Raw genomic sequence first — 25,939 nt, forward strand, 5'->3', positions numbered from 1 at the left:
CAATATCTTCGTTAAATGATATCTGTTTTACTCATTGGAAAAGGAAATGTTGCAACACATTTGTATAATGCTTTTTTAAAAGCTGATACTATTGATGTTACACAAATAAGTTCTAGAAACCTAACAATTGTACCAAATGCAGACATTACAATTATTGCTGTTTCTGATGATGCAATTGCAGAAGTATCCTCTAAAATTAACAATAATTTTGTTGTACATACATCTGGTGCTTGTGCTATTACCGAGTTAAACAATAAAAACAGAAAAGGTGTATTTTACATGTTGCAAACGTTTTCTAAAGGAAAAAAAGTCGATTTTAAAAAAGTACCTTTTTGTTTAGAAGCTACTAATAAAAAAGACTTACAATTATTAGAAAAGTTAGCAAAATCTATTGGTCAAAATGTATATCATATAAATTCTGAACAAAGAAAAGCACTACATGTTTCTGCTGTTTTTGTAAATAATTTTTCCAACCACATGTATAAAATTGGTAATGATATTTGTAAAGACCATAATGTTCCTTTTAAAATTTTAGAACCTTTAATTAAAGAAACGGTATTAAAAATTGAAACATTATCACCTGAAGAAGCACAAACAGGTCCGGCAATAAGAAACGATAAAAAAACAATAGAAAACCATTTAGAATTGTTGAATAAAAAACAACAAAAAATTTATAAAACATTAACAAAATCAATCCAAAATGGAAATTAGTTACAAACAATTATTACCTAAAATAAATACTTTAATTTTTGATGTTGATGGTGTTCTCACTAACGGAATGCTTACTATTATGCCAGACGGAGAATTGGTAAGACATATGAATGTTAAAGATGGTTTTGCTTTAAAAACAGCTTTAAATAACGGTTTAAATATCTTTATTATTTCTGGAGGAAAAAACGAAGGTGTTAGAACTCGTTTAGCAAATTTAGGGATAAAAGATATTTATTTAGGCGCACATGATAAAACAAAACAATACAACGAGTTATTAGAAAAATACAACTTAGACCCACAATGCATTATGTATATGGGAGACGATTTGCCAGATTATCCTGTAATGCAACAAGTAGGTTTAGCTTGTTGCCCTAATGATGCCGTTAGAGAAATACAAAGTGTGGCTAAATATATTTCTGATAAAAAAGGAGGCGAAGGTTGTGTTAGAGATATTATAGAACAAATATTACGCGTACAAGGAAAATGGGGAAATGATTTTGAGGCTTAAAAAAACGCTTCTTAATTTTAATAATTAACTTTTAAAAACATAAAAAATGAAAAAAATATTCTTAACAACATTACTTTTATTAATTGCAGTTTCTGTAAACTCACAAACTATTTTTGGTAAATGGAATTCTAGAAATGAGGAAACAGGTAAAGTAGATTCTGTTATAGAAGTATATAAAAAAGAAGGACTTGCTTATGCTAAAATTATAGATATTAAAAGTGCTGATAGAAAAACAGCTGTTTGTGATTTATGTGAAGGAAAAGACAAAGGCAAACCTATTTTAGGTTTAACCATTTTAAGTGGTTTAGAAAAAGATGGAGATGAATGGTCTGGAGGAAAAATTCTTGATCCTAGAAATGGTAAAGTTTATAAATGTTACATAAAATTAGAAGGCGCTAACAAATTAAAAATTAGAGGATACCTAGGTTTTTCTTTAATTGGTAAAACGGCTTACTGGGAAAGAGTTCAATAAATAAACACTTTATATCTATGGATAATATCCATTATGTAATCAATAAAAATAGCCTTTCTACTAATGCAAAATTAGTTGAAAGGTTTTTAAAAGGAACAATAGATTTACCTAATTTAAATGCCAAAAAAGGACTTTTATTTTCTGATGTAATTTTAGAAAAATTTATAGATAAAGAGCAAAAACACAATACACAAACTTTAACTGTTAAAGAAAAGCGTAGCATTAGAACATTATCTAGTGGAGAACAAAAAAAAGCTTTATTAAATTATTTAATTGCTCAAAAACCAGATTTTTTAATTTTAGAAAGTCCGTTTGAAAGTTTAGATATTGATTCTGTTTCTAACTTAAAAAAATCTTTAATTAAATTATCTTCTTCCATAACAATCATACAAATATTTAGTAGAAGAGAAGAAATTTTACCAACTGCAACCCATATCTTAGAGGTTAAAGATGATAAAATTATTGATAATATCCCTTTAAAAGAATATACTTTTAAAGAACATAAATTTACTTTTAAAGGTAGTATTCCTAAACCAATTACTTTTTACAAAAACATCTCTAATCAATTAATATCATTACAAAATGTAACAGTTAGTTATGATGACAGGTGTATTTTAAACAATATAAATTGGACCATACATAAAAATGAATTTTGGCAATTAATAGGACCCAATGGCTCTGGTAAAACAACCATTTTATCTATGATTTATGGTAACAATGTAAAAGCTTACGGACAAGAAGTTTACTTATTTGGTAATAAAAAAGGTTCAGGAGAAAGCGTATGGGAAATCAAAGAAAAAATAGGATATTTTAGTCCTTCTATTTTAGAGTTATTTAAAAGAAAAATAACGGTAGAACAAATGCTAATATCTGGTTTTTTTGATAGTATTGGTTTATATCAAACACCAACTACTTTGCAAAAAAAAGTAGTAAAAGAATGGATGTTTTTATTAGGTTTAGAAAACAATTCTTTTCAAGATTTGTCTACTGCAAAACAACGTTTGGTTTTAATTGCAAGAGCAATGATTAAACACCCACCTTTATTAATTTTAGACGAACCTTTAACAAATTTAGATGATGAAGGCACTGCAATTGTAGCTGTATTAATAAATAAAATTGCTCAAGAAAGTAACACTACAATTCTTTTTGTTTCTCATAGAAATATAAAAGAATTACAACCCGATTTTACTTTTGAATTAACACCAACAAAAGAAGGATCTTTGGGTAAAATTAAAAAATAAAATTAATTTTTTTCTTCTAACATAGGTACAAAAGCAAAATCACCTAACTCATGTTTTTCAAATTCTTTGGCAGATTTTCTAATAAACAATGTCATTATCTGTGTTTTATCTCCAACTGGTATTAACAACCTACCTCCTATTTTTAATTGTGCCAATAATGGTTTTGGCACAAAAGGAGCGCCAGCAGTAACAATAATTTTATCAAAAGGTGCTTGTTCTGGCAAACCTTTATAACCATCACCAAAAATAAATCGTTTTGGTTTATAGCCTAACTTGGGTAAAAAAAGAGAAGTTCTTTTAAATAACTCTCTTTGTCTTTCTATAGAGTAAACTTCTGCTTTTAGCTCTAATAAAACGGCTGTTTGATAACCAGAGCCTGTACCAATTTCTAGTACTTTGTCGGTATTTTTTACTTCTAAAGTTTGAGACTGAAAAGCAACTGTATAAGGTTGAGATATGGTTTGTTCTGCCGCTATAGGAAAAGCTTTGTCTTGATATGCATGAGACTCAAAACTACTATCAATAAATAGATGTCTCGGAATTTTACGTATTGCATTCAATACATTTTCATCTATAATTCCTTTTGCTTTTAACACATTAGCAAGCTGATTTCTAAGACCTTGGTGTTTAGAAGTATCTCTCAATTTTTACTGTTTTATAAGTTCTAAAAATAGTAATAAATCTATATAAATAAGCATAAAATTGTATCTTTGTTTTTGGCTGATTTTTAAATCAGATAAAATAAATCAATGTCTTTAAAATGAACTTTTTATAATATTACAGAGTAAATATTAAGTTTAAAATTATTATTCTTGGTTCATAAACAAAGACGTAAAATATAATATATGCTTAAAGTTGGAGTGTTAGGTGCTGGTCATTTAGGAAAAATTCATTTACGTTTATTACAACAATCGGATAAATACCAATTAGTTGGTTTTTTTGATCCTTCTAAAGAAAATGCAAAAAAAGTTGTAGAAGAATTTGGTTATACTTCTTTTGATTCTATTGAATCTTTAATAGATGCTGTAGAAGTTGTAGATATTGTAACACCTACACTATCTCACTTTAATTGTGCTAAATTAGCTATTGAAAAAGGGCGTCATATCTTTGTAGAAAAACCAATTACAAAAACTGTTATAGAAGCAGAAGCTATAAAAACTTTAGCTAGCCAACACCATGTTATAGGGCAAGTTGGTCATGTAGAGCGTTTTAATCCTGCTTTTACTGCTATAAAAGATAAGATAGAAAACCCAATGTTTATAGAATGCCATAGATTGGCAGAATTTAATCCAAGAGGTACAGATGTACCTGTTGTATTAGATTTAATGATACATGATATAGATATTATTCTTTCTGTAGTAGACTCTACAGTTAAAAATGTACACGCAAGTGGTGTTGCTGTTATTTCTGATACACCAGATATTGCAAATGCAAGAATTGAATTTGAAAACGGTTGCGTAGCTAATTTAACGGCTAGTAGAATTTCTATGAAAAATATGCGTAAATCTCGTTTCTTTCAAAAAGACGCTTATATTTCTGTTAACTTTTTAAGTAAAGAGGCAGAAGTTGTAAGAATGAAAGAAGTACCAAAAAAACCAGATGAATTTGCAATGATTTTACAGAATGCAGAAGGAGTTAAAAAACAAATTTATTTTGAAAATCCTGATGTACAAAATAATAATGCAATCTTAGATGAGCTAGAAACTTTTGCTGATGCAATTAATAACAACACAAAACCTATAGTAACTTTAAGACAAGGTACAGAAGCTTTAAAAGTTGCTCAAATGATTATTGATTGTTTCAATTAAAAAAATCTGTTTTGTAACTCTTAATATCTTTTGCAAATAATTTTTATTAGGAATTAACATATAAATTCCTAATAAAAAATGAATCTTTAAAAACACTAAATCATGAAAAATGTTGCTGTTATTGGTGCAGGTACAATGGGTAATGGAATTGCTCATACATTTGCTCAATTTAATTTTAAAGTTAACTTAATTGATATTTCTGAAGATTCTTTACAAAAAGGAATGACAACTATTTCTAAAAATTTAGATAGAATGGTTGTTAAAGAAAAGATTACAGAGTCTGACAAAGAGACAACCTTAAGAAACATAACCACATTTACTTCTATTAAAGAAGCTGTTAAAAATGTAGATTTAGTAATTGAAGCTGCTACTGAAAATACTACTTTAAAAACAAAAATATTTAAAGAATTAGATGAATATTGTAGTATAGAAACAATTCTAGCTACTAATACATCTTCTATTTCTATTACAGAGATTGCTGCATCTACTAAAAGACCAGAAAAAGTAATTGGTATGCATTTTATGAATCCTGTACCTATTATGAAGTTAGTAGAAATTATTAAAGGTTATAACACTTCTGATAAAGTTGTAAACACCATTATTTCTCTCTCTAAAACTTTACAAAAAACACCTATAAAAGTAAATGATTATCCTGGTTTTGTAGCTAACAGAATTTTAATGCCAATGATAAACGAATCTATAGAAACACTATACAATAATGTTGCTGGTGTAAAAGAAATAGATACGGTTATGAAATTAGGAATGGCGCATCCGATGGGACCTTTACAACTGGCAGATTTTATAGGTTTAGATGTTTGTTTATCTATTTTAAATGTATTGTATAATGGATATAAAAATCCTAAATACGCACCTTGTCCTTTATTAGTTAATATGGTAATGGCCGGTAAATTAGGCCTAAAATCTGGTGAAGGATTCTACGATTACACTAACCACAAAAAAGCCGAAAAGGTTGCTAAAATGTTTTCTTAATTTTATATGAAAAAAATAGTTTTACTTTTCTTAATATTTACCACTACAGTTATATTAAGTCAAGAAAAAAAGCCGAGTATTTTTAATCCGTATAAAATTGGTTTTCTCTACAATAAGGCACAAGACAACAACTTTCTTTTTGATGATACAAACTATTTATACACTACAAATAGTTACAAAACTCAATTCTTTTACAAATTAGGAAGTTGGCAAAAAATGGATTTTGAAATAAGTATTCAACCACAAATACAAACATTAAAGCATCAATTATTTAACAAGTATTTTGTTTTAGAAAGTGAAGAAAATTACCAAGAAAAAAGAGTTGAATTTACACAACTAAAAGACATGTATTTATATGCTTTTGAGTTGGGATTTATCTTAAAAAAGAAAGTAATTAATAAACTAGATTTTCAAGCAACTTTAGGTTTAGGAGTAGCATCTATTAGTAAAAGAACAGAACGTTTGGCAAAAGGATTTACTTTTATAGAAAATGGTTCTCTTGGGCTTTCTTATCAAACAACAAATAAAACGTTTTTATATGTTGGTAGTAATATTGGTCATGTTTCTAATTTTGACACTCAAAAACCCAACAACGGTTTTAATATTGTAGGTTTAGAAATTGGTTTTTCTTACCTTTTAAAATAAAAAAAGAGAAACCAAATGATTTCTCTTTTTTATTTTTATACTACAACAAAAATATTATTTACCCAACCAAGAGTTTAACATCCAAATTGTCTTTTCTTGTTCTGCAATAAAATCACTCATCATAGAGTTTGTACCTTCATCATCTGCTTCATCAGAAATTTCTAAAATTGTTCTCTCTATTTTTAATAATTCTGATAAAGAACTAACAACTAACTCTACTCCTTCTACATCATTAGAGATATCTTTACCTACAGCAACAGATGCTCTTTCTAAATAATCTGTAAATGTATGTAATGGTTTACCTTGTAATGTTAAAATACGTTCTGCTATTTCATCAATTTTAATTTGAGAGTCTGTATAAAACTCTTCAAACTTAACATGTAATTCAAAGAAGTTTTTTCCTTTAATATTCCAGTGTAAACCTCTTAAATTTTGATAATATATTTGAAAATTAGCCAACAGTCCATTTAATTCTGTTACTAAATTAGCTGTTTCTTTTTTGTCTAATCCTAATATTGTTTTGTTCATTTTTTCTATCTTTTTGATACATCAAATTTAATGGAAAAATAATAGCTTTTTCAATAATTATAATTGATACTTTTAATATCTTTATCAGAAAATTTTATAAAAATGACAATTACACAATTAAAATATGTTTTATCGGTTGCTGAGTACAAAAACTTTACTGTAGCAGCAGAACATAGCTTTGTTACACAACCTACTTTAAGTATGCAAATACAAAAATTAGAAGACCAGCTTGAAGTAAAAATCTTTAATAGATCTAAAAAACCAATTGAGTTAACACCTGTAGGAAAAAAAATTGTAGAACAAGCAAAAGTAATTGTAGATGAAAGTAATAGAATTTTAGATATAGTACATCAACAAAAAGGATATATTGGTGGCGAATTTAAATTAGGTATAATACCAACTATTATGCCTACATTATTACCAATGTTTTTACAAAACTTTACCAAAAAGTACCCAAAAGTAAAATTAATTATAGAAGAATTAACCACAGAAGAAATTATTAGAAAATTAACTGATGGACATATAGATGCTGCTCTAGCTGCTACACCTTTAGAAAACGAAGCTATTAAAGAAAAACCTTTGTATTATGAACCTTTTGTTGGTTTGGTTCCTCAAAACCACAGACTTTTTAAACAAACACAAATTTCTTCTGATGAATTAGAAATGGAAGATATTTTGTTATTAGAAGACGGACATTGTTTTAAAGATAATATTATAAATTTATGTAGAGCTCATAAAATTGATAATAAAAAAGGGTTTCAATTAGAAAGTGGAAGTTTTGATACTTTAATTAAACTTTCTAAAGAAGGCTTAGGTATGACATTATTACCTTATTTACATACTTTAGATTTAAATGAAGTTGATAAAACCCATTTAAGAGAATTTAAAAACCCACCACCAGCAAGAGAAGTAAGTTTAATTTACCACAAATCTCAATTAAAAATACAATTAATAGAAGCTTTAAAGAAAACTATTGATGGTGTTGTAAGAGGTGCTATTTCTTTTTCTGATGTTAAAATTATAAGTCCGCTACATAAAAAATAGACATTTATACATAAACAAAAAAAGGAAGCTAAATTAGCTTCCTTTTTTTGTTTATTAAACTTTAAAATTCTTAAGAATACATTTTGTTTCTTAATTCTTTAATTTTAGGATCTGATAAATAATCATCAAATGTAGAGTATCTGTCTATTACACCTTTTGGTGTTAACTCTATAATTCTATTAGCAACTGTGTTTGCAAACTCATGATCATGAGTTGTAAATAAAACAGTACCTTTAAAGTTAATTAAAGAGTTGTTTAAGGCTTGTATAGATTCTAAATCTAAGTGGTTTGTTGGTTCGTCTAATATTAAGATATTAGCTCTTTTCATCATCATTCTAGATAACATGCAACGTACTTTTTCTCCTCCAGACAAAACGTTACTTTTCTTTAAAGCTTCTTCACCAGAAAAAATCATTTTACCTAAAAAACCTCTTAAAAAAACTTCTTCACGCTCTTCTTCTGTTTGCGCATATTGTCTTAACCAATCTACTAAATTTAAATCTCCGTTCTGAAAAAATGAAGAGTTATCTAACGGCAAGTAAGATTGTGTTGTTGTAACACCCCAAGAAAATTTACCATCATCTGCCTTTTCATTATCATTAATAATTTGATAAAAAGCGGTTACAGCTCTTGAGTTTCTAGAAATAACAGCAACTTTATCTCCTTTGTTTAAATTGATATGAACGTCGTTAAAAAGTTTTTCTCCTTCAAAATCTTTTGACAAACCTTCTACATTTAAAATTTGATCTCCAGCTTCTCTATCTCTATCAAAAATAATTGCAGGATAACGTCTGCTTGATGGTTTAATATCTTCAACATTTAACTTATCAATCATTTTTTTACGAGATGTAGCTTGTTTAGATTTTGCTACATTGGCAGAAAAACGACGGATAAATTCTTCTAATTCTTTCTTTTTATCTTCTGCTTTTTTATTCTGTTGCGCTCTTTGCTTTGCTGCTAATTGACTAGACTCATACCAAAAAGTATAATTACCAGAGTAATGGTTAATTTTACCAAAATCAATATCAGAAATATGTGTACATACTGCATCTAAAAAGTGTCTATCATGCGATACAACAATTACACAGTTTTCAAAATTTGCGATAAAATTTTCTAACCAAGCAATCGTTTCAAAATCTAAATCATTGGTTGGCTCATCCATTATTAATACATCTGGGTTACCAAAAAGTGCTTGAGCAATTAACACACGTACTTTTTGCTTACCATCTAAATCTTTCATTAAGGTATAATGTAACTCTTCAGAAATACCTAAATTAGATAACATTGCTGCAGCATCAGAATCTGCATTCCAACCATTCATTTCTTCAAATACTATTTGCAGTTCACCAATTTTCTCTGCATTTTCATCTGTATAATCAGCATATAAATCGTCTATTTGTTTTTTAATTTTAAATAGCTCTTTATTACCTCTTACCACCGTTTCTAAAACCGGATATTCATCAAAAGCATAATGGTCTTGTGTTAATACAGACATTCTTTTCCCTTTTTCTAAATGTACTTGTCCAGAAGTTGGTTCTTGTACTCCAGAAAGGATTTTTAAAAAAGTGGATTTTCCTGCTCCATTTGCACCAATAATTCCATAACAGTTTCCTGTTTGAAATTTTGTGTTTACATCATCAAACAAAACTCTTTTACCAAATTGAACAGATAAGTTAGAAACTGATAACATACTTTTATAATATTTAAATTTCTGCAAAAGTACAAATTCCATTTGTCTTTTTGCACTTGATTGCAAACCGTTTTTAAATAATTAAAAATCTAATTTTTATGACTATTTTTAGAACTATTTTAACAATCAATTAACAACTATAACATACATGAATCTATAACTTTGTACTACTAGTATTGAGCCATAATTATATGATTAAATATCTTTTTCGTTTTCTTTTTTTAATAATAATTGCAATCTTTTTTAGTTGTAACTATAACTCTAAAAATTCTGCTACCTATTTTGGTGGTAAAATTATAAATCCAAAATCTAATTATGTTGTTTTATATTCTTTAGAAGAAGTTATTGATACTTTTTTCTTGAATAAGAAAAACAAATTTATTGGTGAGATTAAAAATCCTAAAGAAGGCCTTTACTACTTTAAACACGGCATCGAAAATCAATATATTTATATAGAACCTAAAGACAGTTTAATGCTACGCTTAAACTCTTGGGATTTTGATGAATCTTTAGTTTTTTCTGGTAGAGGTGCAGAAAGAAATAATGTTTTAATCGATTATTTTATACAAGGAGAAAAGGATAATAAAATGTTTTATTTCTACAATAAACTAAACCCTACAGAGTTTCAAAAGAAAACGGATTCTCTTTTAGATTTAAAACTAAAAACATATAACAACTACGTAAATAATCATACAGAAGAAACTAACGGTTACAAATCTTTTTTAAAAGTAGCCTTAACTTATCCTATTTATGCAAGAATAGAAAAATACCCTGTTGCACATATAAAATATTCTAAAGAAAAAGAATTTCCTAAAACAAATAAAGACTTTTATAAGCACAGAAAAATTGTTGATATTAATAATGATACTTTAATGTATTATTACCCTTACTCTAAATATATAAGTAATTTTTTATACAATACCACCTACTCTCTAGGACACAAACCTATGGATAATGAGTATTCTTCTAAATTTACTATAGATTTATTAAACACTACCAGCAATAAAATTAATTCTTCTGTTTCTAGAGATGCTATTTTAAAACAAACGGTTTTAGAGCATTTTTATAAAAGATCTAACTGTGATTTGTATGATGATGTTTTTAATGAATTTTTTAAATTATCTGAAAACGAACAAGATAAAGAACATCTTACAAAGCTTTTAAACGACAGTAAATCTGTTCTTAAAAATGAAAAAATAGTAGATTTTGTAATTACTGATTTTAATAAAAAAGAACATTCTATTAAAAATATTATTAGAGGTAAAAACTCTTTTCTATTTTTTTGGAATCCAGAATATTCTTCTCCTATATATATATCTTCTAGAATTAATTATTTGAGTAGAAAATTTCCTGAAGTTAAATTTGTTATTATAAGATCTGGCGAAAATAGCAACAAAAAGATTAAGAAATTAAATATTAAAACGCAGTACTACATAAATGAAGAAAGCAAAGCTAACAACTTCTTAACTAGTAAAATGCCACGTGCAATAATAATCAATAAAAAAGGAATTGTTACCAACGGATATGCCTCTATTTCTTCTAACAAAATATTTAAACAATTAAAAGAATTAGCTAAAAACTAATACTTCGCTACCAATCAATAAATTTATTGTATATTTGCACGATTTTTATTTTGAGTATAACTCATTAATAATCAGGTCGAATTTATAATCGGGTTTGCAGGTCGGCGTTCTGTGAATCCAAAAAAACACAGTAATGTCAACATTTTTAGAATTAGGTTTAAAAGAACCGATTAACAGAGCACTAACGGATTTAGGTTACGAAAAACCAACCGTTATTCAAGAAAAAGCAATCCCGCAAATTATTTCTTCAACAGACGATTTAAAAGCATTTGCACAAACAGGAACAGGAAAAACAGCAGCTTTTAGTTTACCAATATTAGAGCTTTTAGATCCTACAAACAGCAATGTACAAGCAATTATTTTATCACCAACTAGAGAACTTGCTGTTCAAATTGGTAATAACATTAAAGATTTTTGTAAATATATTAAAGACATAAAAGTAACTACTGTTTATGGTGGTTCTAGTATGGAAGATCAAATAAGATCTTTAAAAAGAGGCTCTCAAATTGTAGTTGGTACTCCAGGTAGAACTGTAGATTTAATTAACAGAAGAGCTTTAAAATTAGGTAACGTTCAATGGTTAGTCTTAGACGAGGCCGATGAAATGTTAAATATGGGTTTTAAAGATGAATTAGATAATGTTTTAGATGCTACGCCAGACTCTAAACAAACTTTATTATTCTCTGCAACATTTCCTAGAGAAGTAGAAGCTATTGCAAAAAACTACATGACAAAACCAGTAGAAATTACTTCTGGTGAAAAAAATCAAGGTTCAGACAATGTAAGTCATGAGTATTATTCTGTAACAGAAAGAACTCGTTACCCTGCTTTAAAAAGAATTGCAGATTTAAACCCTGATATTTATGCTATTATCTTTTGTAGAACTCGTAGAGAAACACAAGAAGTTGCAGATAATTTAATTAAAGACGGATACAATGCAGATGCTTTACACGGAGATTTATCTCAAGCTCAAAGAGATTCTGTTATGGGTAAATTCCGTAAGAAAACAATTCAAATTTTAGTTGCAACAGATGTTGCCGCTCGTGGATTAGATGTAACTGAATTAACACATGTTATAAACCATAAATTACCAGATCAAATAGAAAACTACAACCACAGAAGTGGTAGAACAGGTAGAGCTGGTAATAAAGGTATTTCTATTGTTTTAGTTAACGGAAAAGAAAAAGGGAAGTTAAGACCAATAGAAAGAATTATTAAAAAGAAATTTATTGAAACAAAAGTGCCTTCTGGTAAAGAAATTTGTCAGAATCAATTAATGCACTTAATAGATAAAGTTCAAAATATAGAGGTTAACGAATCTCAAATAAATGAGTTTTTACCTAATATTTACGAAAAATTAGAAGCTTTAGATAGAGAAGAACTAATTAAAAAGTTTGTTTCATTAGAGTTTAATACTATGTTATCATATTATGAAAATGCTAAAGATTTAAACGATTTATCTTCTAGAGACAACTCTAGAGCAAGAACTGTTAATGAAAACATGACACGTTTCTTTATCAATATTGGTAGAAAAGACAGTTTAAACCCTGCTAAATTAATTGGTTTAATTAACGACCAAAATATAGGTGATAAAATAGAAATTGGTGCTATAGATATTCTAGATACTTTTTCTTTCTTTGAACTTGACAAAAATTTTGAAGACAAAACATTAGAAGCTTTTTCTAGTAACAGACCAGATTTTGATGGTAGATCTGTAAATATAGAAATTACTAAGAAAGAACGCTCTGGTGGTTCTGGTGGACGAAGAAGAGGTGGAAAAAAACCTTTTGGTAAAAAAGATGGAGGATTTGGAAGACGTAGAAGTTCTGAAGGATCATCTAAAAGAAGTGATGATAGCGGTAGAAGATCTGAAAGACGTTCTTCTGATAGACCAAAAAGTACAGGAGGAGATAGAAAATCTAGCGGATTTGGAAGAAGACGTAGAGAACGTTAATTCTTACCTTAATTATAATAAAAAAGCCTTATCAAATTTGATAAGGCTTTTTTATTATTTATATATTTTTTAAAGATACTTTATAAACTAACTCCAAAAAGCTCTCTTTTTATTTAACTCTTCTTCTTCTTTAGTTAACTCTTCTAATTCTTTTACAGATAAAACCTTTAAAAAAGAAGGATGTTGCTCTATTGCATATTCTATCATATTAACAATATCAGAAATATCATCATTTTCATAATCAATTTTTAAAGGCTCTTTAATTACCATAGATTGCAAAACATTACGTTTTTTAATACGTAATCCTTTTTTATCAAAAGAACGTCTAAAACCATCAATAACAATAGGCACAACTATTGGCTTAAAAGTTTTAATTAAATGAGCAGTACCTCTTCTAATTGGTTTAAAAGGTGTTGTTGTACCTTGCGGAAATGTAATTACCCAACCATCTTTAATAGCTTTACCTATATTAGAAATATCAGAATTTTTTACTTGTCTTTTAACATCTTTACCAGCACTTCTCCATGTTCTTTCTATAGATACAGAACCTGCATAAGCAAAAATTTTAGGTAAAAGACCCGCTCGCATAGTTTCTCCTGCAGCAACAAAATAAATATTCAATTTAGGATTCCAAATATATCCTACATTTTTAATAGAATCATCTCTACCACTTAAAGAAGCGTTAAAAACATGAAACATTGCAGCTACATCTGCAAAATAAGTTTGATGATTTGATATGAATAAAACCCCAGAGTCTGGTAAGTTCCTTAAGTGTTCTGAACCTTCTATCTGTAAATCATTAAATTTACGATATCGTCCGTGAGAAATAATTCCAAAAATTCTAATTAGCCATTTTTTTACTAACAAAATATGACCAAATGGATTCCTTTTTAATAAAGGCATTCTAAATTTGTTTTATACTAGTTTATACAAATTTACAAAAACATTTAAGAAGTTACTCTTTTAGAAGTTCTTTAATTTCAGACAACATCATAGCGGTTGCACCCCAAACTACATAATCATTTAATTTAAAGCATGGTACTTCTATATTTTTCATATAAGATGTGTTCATTTTAACAGAACTAAGACTCGTATCGCTTAATAAATCACTTAATAAAACTTCAATTATTGTATCTACTTCATAATTTAAGTTAAAATTTGGTCTTTGATTTACAAAACCTAAAAACGGACTTACTAAAAAATTACTTGGTGGTATATAAACATCGGTTAACTCTCTAACTAAATTAACAGAAGATTCTAAAACACCTACTTCTTCATAAGTTTCTCTTAAAGCAGTATTTTTAAGACTTTTATCTAAAACATCTAATTTACCACCAGGAAAACTTATTTGTGAAGAATGTTTGCCATTATAACTAGCTCTTTTTGTTAAAAGAATACAAGCTTCTTTGTTTTTATTAGGATAAATTAAAGCTAAAACCGCTGCTTTTCTTGGATTGTTTTTTGCTATTTGTTCGTCATTATATTTTAAACGAAGTTTTGGTGCCATTTTAAATTGTGCTTCTAAACCACCTAATTCTTCTTTTTTTAGTTTATCAATTTTTAATTGAAATTTTTTAAAACTCATTTTTTATAATTACTTTAAACAAACTTATCATTTTCTAAAATCAATAAATATTTTTTGGCAAGAATTTTGATATCTTAAACATAAATAAAACTATGAATAAAAAATACAAAAAATTAATTTTAAGCATTATTTTAGACGTTATTGGTTACTTAACCATTATACCTATTGATATTGTATGGGCACCTATTTCTGGTTATTTAATGACTAAAATGTACAAAGGTAGCAAAGGAAAAATTGCAGGTATTGTTAGTTTTCTAGAAGAGATTATTCCTTTTTCTGATGTAATACCAACTTTTACAATTATGTGGTTTTACACCTATGTTTTTAATAAGGATAAAGAAGAATCAGAAAAAATTGATGTACTTAAAAATTAACTTTTTTCTTTAAACAGAAAACCAAGTCCTAATCTACTTAAAAACTTTTTTTCAAACGTCCAAAAGAATTTAAACTGTCCAAACAACCAACCAACAATTGGTAGTGTAAGCTGATATATAGGAAATATTAAAAGGATTCTTAATGGCCAATAAATTATAGGGTGAATCGTTTCTGAAGATAATCCTAAAAAACTTGTTACTGGTTTTGCTACCCAAGCTGCAAATGAGCCATTAATTGCAAAAACAATAAAAATAGCCACTATAGACCAGTTATTCTCTATTCCCCAACGTTCTTTTAGTTTTTTCATGATGTAACAAATTTACAATTAGAAAAGCATAAAATAAAATCTAGTTGATAATTATTTTCTTACTAACAGTCCCTTTATCTGTTTCTATTTTTACAATATAAATTCCTGCAATTAAATTATCTCTTATAAGTTTTAATTTTAGAGATTTATCTGTATTTATTTTACTTTTTATTTCTTTTCCTAACAGATTAAAGATAATTACTTTACTTATCAATAGAGAAGAAGACTGAATTGTTATTTCTTTTTTGTCATTAAAAATTAAAATCTCATCAGAAATAAAATCATCAATATTACTTAACCTATCATTTTTAAAAGTGATAAAAAAACGATCGTTATAATCTCCTTGTATTAAATTTAATGTTTTAGGTTCTGTTGATAAGTTAAAATACAGATCTAAAACGGCATCGTATAGATAAACATTTTCATCTAAATCAAATGAATCAACCTTAAAAGTTACCTCTCTATTTGTATTTGCTCTTACTTTTAAAGGGATAATTATAGATGGATTAAAATCTTCTATACCTGTTATAACAAACGGATTATTATTATTGTTATCTATTTTTAAAGCTAAATCTGTAGGATTATAATCCCACATTTCTGCCTCATAACCATTTTCATAATTATTAGTAAGTCCTCTAAAACCAACTGCTACATTTCTATGATATTTATTTTCATCAATAAATGTTTCAAAACCTAATCTTAAAATAGGGAAACTATTTTTCTCTTTTGTTTTATTTTCTTTGCTAAAAAAATTGGTATCAGTCTCTAAAACATCAAACACTCTTTGTGCATTATTAAAAGTAATAGCGCCTCCCGTTGCAGATGCTTTTACAAAAAAGCCTTGAGCAATATCTATGTTTTGTCCTGGTACTTTTCCTGAACCATTAAATTCTGCTGCTGCTGTGCCAAGGCCAATAACTCTTGTTGCATAACCTCCTGCGTAATCGCTAGATTTGTGTGAAGTTGATGCAGATTGATAAAAATAAAGAGTACCTTCTATGCTTTGTGCAGATAAAGCATTATCTGTAATAAAAAGATCTGCATCTATTGGTGACGGATAAGGATTACCGAGTAAACTATATGTTCCGCTACCATAAGCATCTATACTATGTATATAATCTCCATCGTTTGGTTTCCCTACAAAAGTATAATTTTGACCATTTGAGTTACCTGTACTTTTAAAATTAAATCCAACTCCTGGGTTTATCAATTCTGTTGATGGATCAATTCCTTGATTCCATGAAAAAGTATTTATATATGTAGATAACCAGTATTTACTTATGCTTATTGGTGTTGTTGTATAACTGCCATCATAACCATTTACAAATGAAATATTTAAAAGAGAACTTATTTCAGATAAAGGTATACTTCCATCTTTTAAAACTCCGTTTATGTTATATGTTTCTCCGTTAGTGGTAACTGGTGATGATAAATAACCAGAATCATATATAGAACTTAAATTACTTTTTACATCTTTAAACAAATATCCATCTCCAGAAACATTTTTAACGCCACTATGTGTTTGTTTTAATTGGGAACTACCTAAAAGTCTTAAATCTCCTATTAACTCTAAAGATCCAGAAACATTTAATTCTAAACCTGTTGCTACGGATAAAGTGTTTCCTGCTTCTACATTTAAGCAGAAACAATCTACATTTTCTATTAAAGTAACATCTGTTTGAACAAGAACTCCTTTAGCTGCATCTGCTATTGTCGGTTCCCCATTAGTTCCGCTTCCTCCAGACCAATTTCCGTTGTAAATTATATCGTCATAACAATTTATAAAGTTTACACCAACAAAATCTGAAAAACCTACTGCATTATTTACAGTTACTGCTGTAGATGAAGAAAAAGCTGCATCTGTAAAATTAAATACCAAATCGGCTACATCATCTATTTCTAAGTGAGATTTAGCAACTCCATCAAAAGAAAGTGTTGCTATTGTGTTTCCATTAGATAAAGTAAAAACAGGTATCAGACCTTCTGGTAAATTTGTAATAGAAAATTGAGTAACTTCATCAAGCAAGTTATCTCTATTGTTATCTGCAAAAGTATCTCCCGTTACGGTTACAACTAATTGGTTAGAAGTACTTATTGAACCATTATTTGTGGTTGACACTTCATGAAGAAACCCTTTCTTTAAATTAAATTCTTTTACATTATCATTTTCTAAACCCACTATATATAATTTAGAACCTATATCATCAAAAGTAATTCCTGTTATCCTTGATTCATGTGAAGAGATTAAGTATTCGTTTGTTAAAATGGGTGTTCTTGTTAAAAGATCAAAAGGTGTAATGAGTGTATATTCATAAACTTTATCATTTTCATCTCCGGTTACAAAAAATTTAGTACCATCATTTTTAAATGCCAAACCTGTAGGAGCATTATCATCAATATCAACAGAAAAACTACCTATGGGACCAGATGTAATGCTAGACAAATCGTAATTTGTAGAAAGTGAGTATACAATAATTCTATTTGTATTATTTCCTAAAAGAAATAACAAACTACCATCATTATTAAAGGTAAAACTTGATGGATTGGAGTCTTCTGAGTTTATATTATAACTACCTAAATGACTAACACTAGACGATAGATCGAAAGGTGTTGAAACTGAATATTCTTCAATATTATCAGACTGAGAACCAACAATATAAAATCTATCTCCAACATTATTAAATTGTATGCCTCTTATAAAGGTTTCTTGACTTCCTATAAATAATGCATCCTCGAATTCTATTGTAGAAATATCATAAGGAGTAGGTAAATTAAATTGTGAAACCGAATTTAAAGCATCTCCTGCAACGTACATTTTGGATCCATCCGTATTAAAAAGGACATCATGTATTGTAATTTCAATGGTTTCTAATTTATAACTATTTATATAAGTTACAGTGGATGTAAAATCAAAATTAGAAAATAAAGTATATTCATCTACATCCAAACCATCTGTTCCAATAACGTAAAATTTAGAACCTACATCATTAAAAATAACTTCTTGTGGTTCTGTTTCATTATCTTTTATAGAATATTTTGATGAATAAGTGGCAGAAGCTAAATTGTATTCATTACCAGATGAAAAAGTATAGATATTTATATCATCACCATTCATACCAATAACATATAATTCGCTTCCATCATTATTAAATGCAATTCCTCTTGGATTAGACTCTTGACTAGAAACATCTAACTCTGCAACAACTCCTGTAGTTGCAGAAGAAACATCATAAGCTGGGCTCAGATTAAATTCGTAAACCTTATCAGTATCTCTTTCTATGATGTATAGTTTAGAGCCATCATTATTAAAAGTTATACCATTAGGTCTTGTTGCCGAAGATCCATCATAAGAAAATATAGCTAAAGAAATATCAAAAGAATCGTTAACTACAGCAGAAGATACATCCCAATTTACAGGTAAATCGAACTCTATAATATGATCACCAAAGTCTCCAGTAATATACATTTTAGACCCAGATGAATTAAAAGTAATATCTTGGGCTAGTCTTTCTACAGCAGAAGATAAGTAATAATATTTATCTAAATGAGACATTGTTGATAAATCATAAGGAGTACTTAAGTTAAACTGACTTATAAAATCTCCACTTTGACCAACAGTATAAAATTTTGATCCAGAATCTCCAAATGCCATTCCATTTGGAGTTCTTTCATAAGAAGTAATGCCATTTGTTAAACCTACTAACTCTAATTCTGAAATATCAAAATAATTAGGTCCACTATACTCTAAACTTTGAGCATTAATAAAGAAGCGTAAAAAAATAAATATCGATAATGCAGTTCTTTTTTTCATAGCTTGTTAATTTAAGCATGAGAAAAAAGCTTACAATTACCTTATAAATATACTTTTTTTTTATTTAAGAATCAATTTAACTCTCTACGTCCGTTTATTTTTTCTTTCTAAACATTAGCCAAATTCCTATTAAAACTAACGGAATACTTAAAACTTGCCCCGTATTTAAAGAGTTAAAAACCCAATCTTCTCTACCATCTACTTGTGCCTCTTTCAAGAATTCTATAAAAAACCTTAAAGACCAAAGTACTACCATAAAAAGACCAAATAGAAAACCTGTTTGTTCTTTTTTATCTGTTTTCCAAAATAAGTACCACATTACAAAAAATAGTGATAAATAACTAAATGCTTCGTATAATTGTGTTGGATGTCTTGGCACAGTTTCTCCTGCAGCAGTAAAAATAACACCAAAGTTAGAACCTGTTTCTTTACCGTAAATTTCTGAATTAAAGAAGTTACCAAAACGGATGAAAAAACCTGCTAAAGCAACCATAATTGCCAATCTATCTAAAATAAATAACCAAGGTTTTTGTAAATGTTTTTTAGCATAAAAATACATTGCTATAGGTATTGCTATTGCTGCACCATGACTTGCAAAACCTGTAAAACCTGTAAATTTCCAAGAGCCATTTACTTGCTTAAATGGTAAAATAATTTCTAGCAAATGATCTTGATAATAATCCCAACTATAAAAGAAAACGTCTCCTAAACGCATCCCTATTAACATAGATACAAATGTGTACATAAACAAAGTATCTAATTTTTCTGTTGGCGTTCCGTCTTTAATGTATATCTTTTTCATTAAATGTAACCCCAATAGAAAAGCGGTTACAAACATTAAACTATACCAACGTACTACAAAAAAACCTAAATCTATTCCTAATGATGGGTTCCACTCTATTGCTAAAAAACTCATATTTTTAATTCTAATTGTATGTCTGGTCGAGCGCAGTCGAGACCTAATTAATATCAATAATTTATAATAAAACCTCTCGACTGCGCTCGAGGTGACAATTTTTAATTTTATTCTTTTTTATCCGGTACAGGATCATAACCACTTCCACCCCATGGATGACAACTAAATATTCTTTTTAAAGCCAACCATCCGCCAGAAAATAAACCATGTTTTTGTAATGCTTCTATTGTATAATTAGAACATGTTGGGCTATATCTACAAGTTGCAGGTGTATAAGGTGAAATTGCCGTTTGATAAAAACGAACCAATAATATAAATGGGTATGATAGTATTTTTTTCAAACTAATTTATTGAAAAAGTTGTTCCTTCTTTTCCGTCTTTTAACTGAATTCCTAACTGAATTAATTCGTCTCTAATTTGATCTGATAAAGCCCAATCTTTGTTTTCTCTTGCTTCTTTTCTTAACTTGATTAATAGCTCTACAACGCCATTTATTTTTTCTGAATTGTCTTGAGAGTTTTCACTCATCAACCCTAAAACATCAAAAACAAAAGCATTAATAGTTGCTTTAAAATCTGCTAAATCTTCTGCTGTTAAACTTGCTTTATTTTCTTTAATTTGATTAATAACTTTTACTGCATCAAATAAATGTGCTATTAAAATTGGTGTATTAAAATCGTCATTCATTGCTGCATAACAATTCTCTTTCCACTCTAATACGTTAAAAGTAGATGTTTTCTTTGCTTCTATCTTTTCTAAAAAGTTTACGGCTTCCATTAACTTAGAATGTCCTTTTTCCGATGCCTCTAAAGCTTCTCCAGAAAAATCTAAAATACTTCTATAATTGGCCTGCATATTAAAGAAACGAACAACACTTGCAGAAAATGCTTTAGGTAAAATTTCATTTTCTCCTGATAAAATTTCATTCGGTAAAATAAAATTTCCTGTAGATTTAGACATTCTTTGGCTGTTTAAAAGCAGCATATTTGTATGCATCCAATAATTTACAGGTGTTACACCACTACAAGTTTTAGATTGTGCAATTTCACATTCGTGATGCGGAAATTTTAAATCCATTCCACCACCATGAATATCAAAAGTTTCTCCTAAGTATTTTGTACTCATTACAGAACACTCTAAATGCCAACCCGGAAAACCATCTGACCAAGGAGAAGGCCAACGCATTATATGCTTTTCGTCTGCTTTTTTCCAAAGAGCAAAATCTTGTGGGTTTTTCTTATCAGACTGTCCGTCTAAAGTTCTTGTATTGTGTATTAAATCTTCTACTTTTCTACCAGAAAGAATTCCGTAATTTTCTTTTTTATTGTACTCGTGCACATCAAAATAAACAGAACCATTTACTTCATAAGCAAAACCTTTTTCTATGATTTCTTTAATCATTTCTATTTGCTCTACAATATGCCCTGTTGCTGTTGGCTCTATACTTGGTGGTAAAAAATTATAATTTTTTAAAACATCATGAAAATCTACAGTATAACGCTGTACAACTTCCATTGGTTCTATTTGCTCTAAACGAGCTTTAATTGCTATTTTGTCTTCACCTTCATCTGCATCATTTTCTAAATGACCAGCATCTGTAATATTACGTACATAACGGACTTTATAGCCTAAATGAAGAAAGTATCTATAAACAACATCAAAAAACATAAAGGTTCTTAAATTACCTAAATGCGCATTGCTATAAACGGTTGGTCCACAAACGTACATACCTACGTATCCGTCTGTTATAGATTTAAAACTCTCTTTTTTCTTAGTTAAAGAGTTGTATACTTTAAGTTGATTTTCTTTGTACAGTTCCATTAAAAAATTGCCTATTTACAACCGATAAAGATAGACACTTTAAAAAGAATAACGAAATGGAATTTGTTAGAAATTTTGTAAAAAATTAAGTAGTTTTTTTGCTATAGAATTTCTCTTTCAATTGTTAGTTTACTATTTTTTCCGTTGATAATAAAAGATTTATTAGTTTCTAATGTTTGTATTGATCCATTAAACACTGATGTTTTTTTGTTAGAAGATGTATTTTTTGGCAAATAAACATTACTTGCTCTTAATTTAAACGTATCATTGGCTGCAGATAGGTGTAAAAATGCATTAGAATTATTTAAAATTAATTGAAACATTTTGTGTTTTGGTATGATGTTTAGAATATTTAATTCGCCAAACTTATTTACAATCTTAACATTCTCATTTATGTTTGCTATTTTTAATTCTGATGAATTATTAGATAATTCTGTATTTGTAATTGATGCTATTTTAGCATCAATTACATTGTTTAAAAATAAAGTACAGCCATTTAAAGTGTTAATGGTAACTTTAGAAAAATCTATATTTAACCTTCCTCCTGTTAAATTATCTATATCAAAAGAACCATATTTTATATTCCCAGAAGCTACTGTTTTTGGTAATTTTATTTTAGAATGACGTGTATTTAAATTAAAAGTAGCCTCTTTTGGTACTTTAATTTCTAGACGTTTTTTTATGTTTATTTTCTTTCCGTTTATAATTAAATCATCTGAGTTAGATTTAAAATCCATTCTCATTTCCATAATTTGTTTTTTAGCTTCGGCTAAACTCTTTTTAATTTCTTCTTTATCAATTTTTTGAAACTCAATTTTTGCTTTTTCTAAATCTTCTTTTATTTTTATTCTAGACTTTTTAAGTTCTTCTTTTAACTTTTTCTTGTTAAAAGTCATCTTTTCTTTTAGCTCTTTATACTTTTTAGTTTTCTTAAAAGCTTCCCAATCTTCTTTAGATTTAATCCATATTTTTTCTCCATCGTGTTCCCACTTAAAAGAAAAGTCATTATCTCTATACATATCTTCTTCAAGATCATCAAAATTAAAATCGAAGTCAAAATCAAAGTCAAAATCGAAATCAAAGTCAAAATCAAAATCCATATCAGGAATTATAATTGAATCAAAATCTGGTAATTGAATATCTGGCATTTCAAAATCTATATTTTCATGAAAAATAAAATCGTTTCTTAATCCAGAAAAACCTTTTTCTAAAGAGGTAATTTTCACTTTTGTTTTATTACCTAAAGCTTCAAAATTCCAATTTTTAAAATATTTTTCTGCTTCTTCTTTAGACATTCCTTCTACTTCTATAAAAGCGTCTATTTGCACTTCATTTTTATCCCAATTTGTTACGTTAATTTCTGTGTTAGATGCATTTATTACAACCTCTACATCTTTATTAACAGTAAATTTTTCGGTAAACTTTTTATCATATTTTTGTGCAAATGTGGTTCCTAAAAAACCAATAGCAAAAAACATTATTAAACCTTTATATAACTTGTATTTCATTTTGTTTTGTGTTTAAATTTTTAAGTTGTTTTATTTGCTTTTTCAAGCGTTTTAACAGCTGTAAACGTAATTGTAAATTACTAATCAATGCATCTATTGTTACATCATTAATACCATTTATATTGAGCTCTTTGGTTAATGATTTGTATTCTTTGGTAAGTTCTGCTACTTTTAATAAATAGTCATCAACAATATCTTTGTTTTCTTCTGATAAATCTAACTGACTAATTTCTAAATTAATGCTATTTACATAATAACTTTCTATTGTTTGAAACTCTGGAGAAATACTACCTAAACTTATTTCTTTTTGTACGGGTTTACTTTCTATTTTTATAGGTGTTTCTATATTTTTAGAAGGATAAAACTTAACAGCCAAACTAATTAATAACACAACCGAAGCGGCTATTGAAAGCCATTTATAATTTTTCTTTTTTTGTTTTGGTTGATGCATTTCTTGTTGTAATAATGCCTCAAACTTTTTGGTATGATTAGTAGATAACTCTACACCTTCTTCTTTATATTCTTTTACTAAATCTCTAATATCCTTCTGCATAACTCATATTTTTTAACTGCTCTTTTACTAATTTTTTACCTCGTAACAAATGGGTTCTAGAAGTGTTTTCAGTAATATTTAATACTTGTGATATTTCTTGATGATCATAACCTTCTAATAAATATAAAGTTAAAACCAATCTATATTTTTCTTTTAGATTATTAATAACTGTAATAATTTCATCAACAGAGATTGTACTTTCTACTTGCCAATCATCTTTTTCTATTTTTGTAACTACCTCTTGGTCTATCTGTATTAATTCTAATTTATTTTTCTTTAAATAATCTATACTTTGGTTGATCACAATCCGCTTTAACCAAGCACCAAATGCTACTTCATTTTTATATTTTTTAATATTCTTAAACGCTTTTATAAATGCTTCTTGCATTACATCTTCTGCTAAAAACCGATCTTTAACATATCTAAAAGCTACTAAAAACATAGCTTTACAATACAAATTATATAACTGCATTTGCGATTTTTGGCAGTTATCTTTGCATTGGTCAATGATTGGCTGGTGTAGTTGTTTTGTTGATTTCATTGAAACTGTCTTACCTTAAAGACGAGTGTTTTTTAGCGTTGTTGCAAAATTGACAAATATTTATCGATTTTAAATAAATCTTTACACTTAGATTTTATTTAAAAACATTACAAACAGTACTTTTGCGCAACCAAAAGATAATTAAAAACTTTATGATTAAGAAAAATTTATTATCATTAGCTCTAGGAACATTTGCTATTGGAATGACAGAGTTTACAATGATGGGTATTTTACCAGACATTGCAAAAGACTTAAATATTGATATTCCTTCTGCTGGTCATTTAATCTCTTTATACGCATTAGGTGTTGTTATTGGTTCTCCTATCTTAGTGCTTTTTACGGCAAAATACTCACCAAGAAAAGTATTAATTTTTCTAATGTTATTGTTTGCTGTATTTAATGGTTTATTTGCTATTTCTCCTATATATAGTGTTTTACTAATTTCTAGATTTATGGCTGGTTTACCTCACGGAGCATTTTTTGGTGTAGGCTCTGTAGTGGCTGCTAGTTTTGCAGAAGAGGGAAAAAAAGCACAAGCAATTGCTATTATGGTTACTGGTATGACAGTTGCTAATCTTATAGGAGTTCCTTTGGGTACTTATGTTGGTCATCATTTTTCTTGGAGATATACTTATTTACTAATAAGTCTTTTTGGTTTATTATCTATGCTTTCTATTTACTTCTGGATTCCTAAAATGCAACCGCTTACAGAAGTTAGTAAAAAAAGTCAGTTGGCTTATTTTAAAACTAAAAAAGCTTGGGTAATTATTGCTATTATTTCTATTGGTACAGGTGGTTTATTTGCTTGGTTAAGTTATATAGCTCCTTTAATGACAGAAATTACAAAAGTTAGTGAAGATGGAATACCATTTATCATGGTTTTAGTTGGTTTAGGTATGATTATAGGAAATCTATTAGGTGGTAAATTAGCAGACATTATTACGCCCCAAAAAACAGTAATTGTTTGTTTTATTTTTATGTTGCTTTGTTTATTGGTGGTTTATTTTACAGCTCATATTCCTTTTATGAGTTACTTAATGGCTTTTACAACAGGTATTGCTGGTTTTAGTTGTTCTTCTCCTATACAAATGCTTTTAATAGATTCTGCAAAAGGTTCAGAAAGTATGGCTGCAGCTGGTGGTCAATCTAGTTTTAATTTAGGTAATACAATGGGCGCGTTTTTTGGAGGATTACCTATAACTTACGGATTTGCCTACAACTCTCCGCTATTAATTGGAGTTGCAATGGTAACTATTGGTATTTGTTTTTCTTTTTATTATTTAGTTTTACTTAAAAAAACAAACTAATTACAGATTTAAAATTAAACAATAAAAAACACAAGCACTTT

25 protein-coding genes are annotated in these 25,939 nt (G+C 28.1%); 12 read left to right on the top strand and 13 right to left on the bottom strand.

All coding sequences use genetic code 11. The features are described 5' to 3' along the window. Positions 1 to 15: 15 nt before the first annotated feature. From KI686_RS11075 to KI686_RS11090, 4 genes are read left to right on the top strand one after another with little or no spacing between them, the layout of a single operon-like run. The gene (locus KI686_RS11075; protein ID WP_237589354.1) at positions 16 to 711 is read left to right on the top strand and encodes a Rossmann-like and DUF2520 domain-containing protein; all 696 of its coding nucleotides are present in this window, start codon (positions 16 to 18) and stop codon (positions 709 to 711) included. Beyond that, on the top strand, positions 701 to 1,219 hold the full coding sequence (locus KI686_RS11080) for a KdsC family phosphatase (RefSeq protein ID WP_237589355.1): 519 nt from the start codon (positions 701 to 703) through the stop codon (positions 1,217 to 1,219). Before KI686_RS11075 ends, KI686_RS11080 begins: the two co-directional genes overlap by 11 nt. A gap of 46 nt (positions 1,220 to 1,265) precedes the next feature. Continuing rightward, the gene (locus tag KI686_RS11085) at positions 1,266 to 1,691 is read left to right on the top strand and encodes a DUF2147 domain-containing protein (RefSeq protein ID WP_237589356.1); all 426 of its coding nucleotides are present in this window, start codon (positions 1,266 to 1,268) and stop codon (positions 1,689 to 1,691) included. Between the two features lie 17 nt (positions 1,692 to 1,708). Next, on the top strand, positions 1,709 to 2,932 hold the full coding sequence (locus KI686_RS11090) for an ATP-binding cassette domain-containing protein (RefSeq protein ID WP_237589357.1): 1,224 nt from the start codon (positions 1,709 to 1,711) through the stop codon (positions 2,930 to 2,932). 2 nt (positions 2,933 to 2,934) lie between these two features. On the opposite strand, the gene KI686_RS11095 is transcribed toward KI686_RS11090, so the two are convergent. After that, positions 2,935 to 3,576 (bottom strand): protein-L-isoaspartate(D-aspartate) O-methyltransferase, encoded by a 642-nt coding sequence (locus tag KI686_RS11095; protein ID WP_237589358.1) that lies wholly within the window; start codon positions 3,574 to 3,576, stop codon positions 2,935 to 2,937. Positions 3,577 to 3,777: 201 nt separating this feature from the next. On the opposite strand from KI686_RS11095, the gene KI686_RS11100 reads away from it, so the two are divergent. The 3 genes from KI686_RS11100 to KI686_RS11110 all read left to right on the top strand — a co-directional run bounded on the left by KI686_RS11100 (position 3,778) and on the right by KI686_RS11110 (position 6,375). Beyond that, positions 3,778 to 4,740, top strand: a complete 963-nt coding sequence (locus tag KI686_RS11100; protein WP_237589359.1) for a Gfo/Idh/MocA family protein — start codon at positions 3,778 to 3,780, stop codon at positions 4,738 to 4,740. A gap of 102 nt (positions 4,741 to 4,842) precedes the next feature. After that, complete coding sequence (locus KI686_RS11105) at positions 4,843 to 5,730, top strand: 3-hydroxybutyryl-CoA dehydrogenase (protein ID WP_237589360.1); 888 nt, start codon at positions 4,843 to 4,845, stop codon at positions 5,728 to 5,730. Positions 5,731 to 5,736: 6 nt separating this feature from the next. Continuing rightward, positions 5,737 to 6,375: an acyloxyacyl hydrolase gene (locus KI686_RS11110; RefSeq protein ID WP_237589361.1), complete on the top strand. Its 639-nt coding sequence runs from the start codon at positions 5,737 to 5,739 to the stop codon at positions 6,373 to 6,375. A 54-nt stretch (positions 6,376 to 6,429) separates the two neighbouring features. Here the strand turns inward: KI686_RS11110 and KI686_RS11115 are convergent, their stop codons facing one another. Further along, positions 6,430 to 6,903 carry a Dps family protein gene (locus tag KI686_RS11115; RefSeq protein WP_237589362.1) on the bottom strand — a complete coding sequence of 158 codons (474 nt, stop codon included), beginning with the start codon at positions 6,901 to 6,903 and terminating at the stop codon, positions 6,430 to 6,432. A gap of 102 nt (positions 6,904 to 7,005) precedes the next feature. On the opposite strand from KI686_RS11115, the gene KI686_RS11120 reads away from it, so the two are divergent. Further along, a complete protein-coding gene (locus KI686_RS11120) occupies positions 7,006 to 7,947 on the top strand; it encodes a hydrogen peroxide-inducible genes activator (protein WP_237589363.1) in 942 nt (313 codons plus the stop codon). Positions 7,948 to 8,017: 70 nt separating this feature from the next. Here KI686_RS11120 and KI686_RS11125 read toward each other — a convergent pair whose 3' ends face one another. Further along, positions 8,018 to 9,637, bottom strand: a complete 1,620-nt coding sequence (locus KI686_RS11125; protein WP_237589523.1) for an ABC-F family ATP-binding cassette domain-containing protein — start codon at positions 9,635 to 9,637, stop codon at positions 8,018 to 8,020. 191 nt (positions 9,638 to 9,828) lie between these two features. Between KI686_RS11125 and KI686_RS11130 the strand changes: the two genes are divergently transcribed. Beyond that, complete coding sequence (locus tag KI686_RS11130) at positions 9,829 to 11,220, top strand: hypothetical protein (RefSeq protein WP_237589364.1); 1,392 nt, start codon at positions 9,829 to 9,831, stop codon at positions 11,218 to 11,220. A gap of 133 nt (positions 11,221 to 11,353) precedes the next feature. Further along, the gene (locus tag KI686_RS11135) at positions 11,354 to 13,174 is read left to right on the top strand and encodes a DEAD/DEAH box helicase (RefSeq protein WP_237589365.1); all 1,821 of its coding nucleotides are present in this window, start codon (positions 11,354 to 11,356) and stop codon (positions 13,172 to 13,174) included. A gap of 87 nt (positions 13,175 to 13,261) precedes the next feature. Here the strand turns inward: KI686_RS11135 and KI686_RS11140 are convergent, their stop codons facing one another. Then, complete coding sequence (locus KI686_RS11140) at positions 13,262 to 14,077, bottom strand: lysophospholipid acyltransferase family protein (protein ID WP_237589366.1); 816 nt, start codon at positions 14,075 to 14,077, stop codon at positions 13,262 to 13,264. Positions 14,078 to 14,129: 52 nt separating this feature from the next. Beyond that, positions 14,130 to 14,759, bottom strand: coding sequence for an NUDIX hydrolase (locus tag KI686_RS11145; RefSeq protein ID WP_237589367.1), 630 nt, complete (start codon positions 14,757 to 14,759; stop codon positions 14,130 to 14,132). 92 nt (positions 14,760 to 14,851) lie between these two features. Between KI686_RS11145 and KI686_RS11150 the strand changes: the two genes are divergently transcribed. Next, a complete protein-coding gene (locus KI686_RS11150) occupies positions 14,852 to 15,133 on the top strand; it encodes a hypothetical protein (RefSeq protein ID WP_237589368.1) in 282 nt (93 codons plus the stop codon). On the opposite strand, the gene KI686_RS11155 is transcribed toward KI686_RS11150, so the two are convergent. From KI686_RS11155 to KI686_RS11190, 8 genes are all read right to left on the bottom strand, one after another. Next, the gene (locus KI686_RS11155; RefSeq protein WP_237589369.1) at positions 15,130 to 15,441 is read right to left on the bottom strand and encodes a DUF6787 family protein; all 312 of its coding nucleotides are present in this window, start codon (positions 15,439 to 15,441) and stop codon (positions 15,130 to 15,132) included. The genes KI686_RS11150 and KI686_RS11155 overlap by 4 nt on opposite strands. 40 nt (positions 15,442 to 15,481) lie before the next feature. Beyond that, positions 15,482 to 19,252 (bottom strand): DUF8693 domain-containing protein, encoded by a 3,771-nt coding sequence (locus KI686_RS11160; protein WP_237589370.1) that lies wholly within the window; start codon positions 19,250 to 19,252, stop codon positions 15,482 to 15,484. Between the two features lie 94 nt (positions 19,253 to 19,346). Continuing rightward, on the bottom strand, positions 19,347 to 20,168 hold the full coding sequence (gene lgt, locus KI686_RS11165; RefSeq protein WP_237589371.1) for a prolipoprotein diacylglyceryl transferase: 822 nt from the start codon (positions 20,166 to 20,168) through the stop codon (positions 19,347 to 19,349). Between the two features lie 107 nt (positions 20,169 to 20,275). Continuing rightward, positions 20,276 to 20,509 (bottom strand): membrane protein insertion efficiency factor YidD, encoded by a 234-nt coding sequence (gene yidD, locus KI686_RS11170; RefSeq protein ID WP_237589372.1) that lies wholly within the window; start codon positions 20,507 to 20,509, stop codon positions 20,276 to 20,278. A 1-nt stretch (position 20,510) separates the two neighbouring features. Beyond that, a complete protein-coding gene (gene cysS, locus KI686_RS11175) occupies positions 20,511 to 21,989 on the bottom strand; it encodes a cysteine--tRNA ligase (RefSeq protein ID WP_237589373.1) in 1,479 nt (492 codons plus the stop codon). Between the two features lie 101 nt (positions 21,990 to 22,090). Continuing rightward, on the bottom strand, positions 22,091 to 23,497 hold the full coding sequence (locus KI686_RS11180; protein WP_237589374.1) for a hypothetical protein: 1,407 nt from the start codon (positions 23,495 to 23,497) through the stop codon (positions 22,091 to 22,093). Continuing rightward, positions 23,478 to 24,050: a hypothetical protein gene (locus tag KI686_RS11185; RefSeq protein ID WP_237589375.1), complete on the bottom strand. Its 573-nt coding sequence runs from the start codon at positions 24,048 to 24,050 to the stop codon at positions 23,478 to 23,480. Before KI686_RS11185 ends, KI686_RS11180 begins: the two co-directional genes overlap by 20 nt. Further along, entirely contained in the window at positions 24,034 to 24,522 is a 489-nt protein-coding gene (locus KI686_RS11190) for an RNA polymerase sigma factor (protein WP_237589376.1), read from the bottom strand. Before KI686_RS11190 ends, KI686_RS11185 begins: the two co-directional genes overlap by 17 nt. A gap of 224 nt (positions 24,523 to 24,746) precedes the next feature. On the opposite strand from KI686_RS11190, the gene KI686_RS11195 reads away from it, so the two are divergent. Next, on the top strand, positions 24,747 to 25,898 hold the full coding sequence (locus KI686_RS11195; RefSeq protein WP_438617008.1) for an MFS transporter: 1,152 nt from the start codon (positions 24,747 to 24,749) through the stop codon (positions 25,896 to 25,898). The last annotated feature ends 41 nt before the right edge of the window (positions 25,899 to 25,939 follow it).

This window comes from Polaribacter sargassicola (assembly GCF_021991835.1).
Taxonomy (GTDB): Bacteria; Bacteroidota; Bacteroidia; order Flavobacteriales; family Flavobacteriaceae; genus Polaribacter; species Polaribacter sargassicola.

Bases quoted from the DNA above. Each gene is read 5' to 3' on its own strand.
- KI686_RS11155 (WP_237589369.1), bottom strand. From the start codon at position 15,441: ATGAAAAAACTAAAAGAACGTTGGGGAATAGAGAATAACTGGTCTATA.
- KI686_RS11120 (WP_237589363.1), top strand. From the start codon at position 7,006: ATGACAATTACACAATTAAAATATGTTTTATCGGTTGCTGAGTACAAA.
- KI686_RS11080 (WP_237589355.1), top strand. From the start codon at position 701: ATGGAAATTAGTTACAAACAATTATTACCTAAAATAAATACTTTAATT.
- KI686_RS11130 (WP_237589364.1), top strand. From the start codon at position 9,829: ATGATTAAATATCTTTTTCGTTTTCTTTTTTTAATAATAATTGCAATC.
- KI686_RS11140 (WP_237589366.1), bottom strand. From the start codon at position 14,077: ATGCCTTTATTAAAAAGGAATCCATTTGGTCATATTTTGTTAGTAAAA.
- KI686_RS11180 (WP_237589374.1), bottom strand. From the start codon at position 23,497: ATGAAATACAAGTTATATAAAGGTTTAATAATGTTTTTTGCTATTGGT.
- KI686_RS11185 (WP_237589375.1), bottom strand. From the start codon at position 24,050: ATGCAGAAGGATATTAGAGATTTAGTAAAAGAATATAAAGAAGAAGGT.
- KI686_RS11115 (WP_237589362.1), bottom strand. From the start codon at position 6,903: ATGAACAAAACAATATTAGGATTAGACAAAAAAGAAACAGCTAATTTA.
- KI686_RS11125 (WP_237589523.1), bottom strand. From the start codon at position 9,637: ATGTTATCAGTTTCTAACTTATCTGTTCAATTTGGTAAAAGAGTTTTG.
- KI686_RS11090 (WP_237589357.1), top strand. From the start codon at position 1,709: ATGGATAATATCCATTATGTAATCAATAAAAATAGCCTTTCTACTAAT.
- KI686_RS11105 (WP_237589360.1), top strand. From the start codon at position 4,843: ATGAAAAATGTTGCTGTTATTGGTGCAGGTACAATGGGTAATGGAATT.
- lgt (WP_237589371.1), bottom strand. From the start codon at position 20,168: ATGAGTTTTTTAGCAATAGAGTGGAACCCATCATTAGGAATAGATTTA.
- KI686_RS11075 (WP_237589354.1), top strand. From the start codon at position 16: ATGATATCTGTTTTACTCATTGGAAAAGGAAATGTTGCAACACATTTG.
- KI686_RS11145 (WP_237589367.1), bottom strand. From the start codon at position 14,759: ATGAGTTTTAAAAAATTTCAATTAAAAATTGATAAACTAAAAAAAGAA.
- KI686_RS11085 (WP_237589356.1), top strand. From the start codon at position 1,266: ATGAAAAAAATATTCTTAACAACATTACTTTTATTAATTGCAGTTTCT.
- cysS (WP_237589373.1), bottom strand. From the start codon at position 21,989: ATGGAACTGTACAAAGAAAATCAACTTAAAGTATACAACTCTTTAACT.
- KI686_RS11100 (WP_237589359.1), top strand. From the start codon at position 3,778: ATGCTTAAAGTTGGAGTGTTAGGTGCTGGTCATTTAGGAAAAATTCAT.
- KI686_RS11110 (WP_237589361.1), top strand. From the start codon at position 5,737: ATGAAAAAAATAGTTTTACTTTTCTTAATATTTACCACTACAGTTATA.
- KI686_RS11190 (WP_237589376.1), bottom strand. From the start codon at position 24,522: ATGCAGTTATATAATTTGTATTGTAAAGCTATGTTTTTAGTAGCTTTT.
- KI686_RS11160 (WP_237589370.1), bottom strand. From the start codon at position 19,252: ATGAAAAAAAGAACTGCATTATCGATATTTATTTTTTTACGCTTCTTT.
- KI686_RS11135 (WP_237589365.1), top strand. From the start codon at position 11,354: ATGTCAACATTTTTAGAATTAGGTTTAAAAGAACCGATTAACAGAGCA.
- KI686_RS11150 (WP_237589368.1), top strand. From the start codon at position 14,852: ATGAATAAAAAATACAAAAAATTAATTTTAAGCATTATTTTAGACGTT.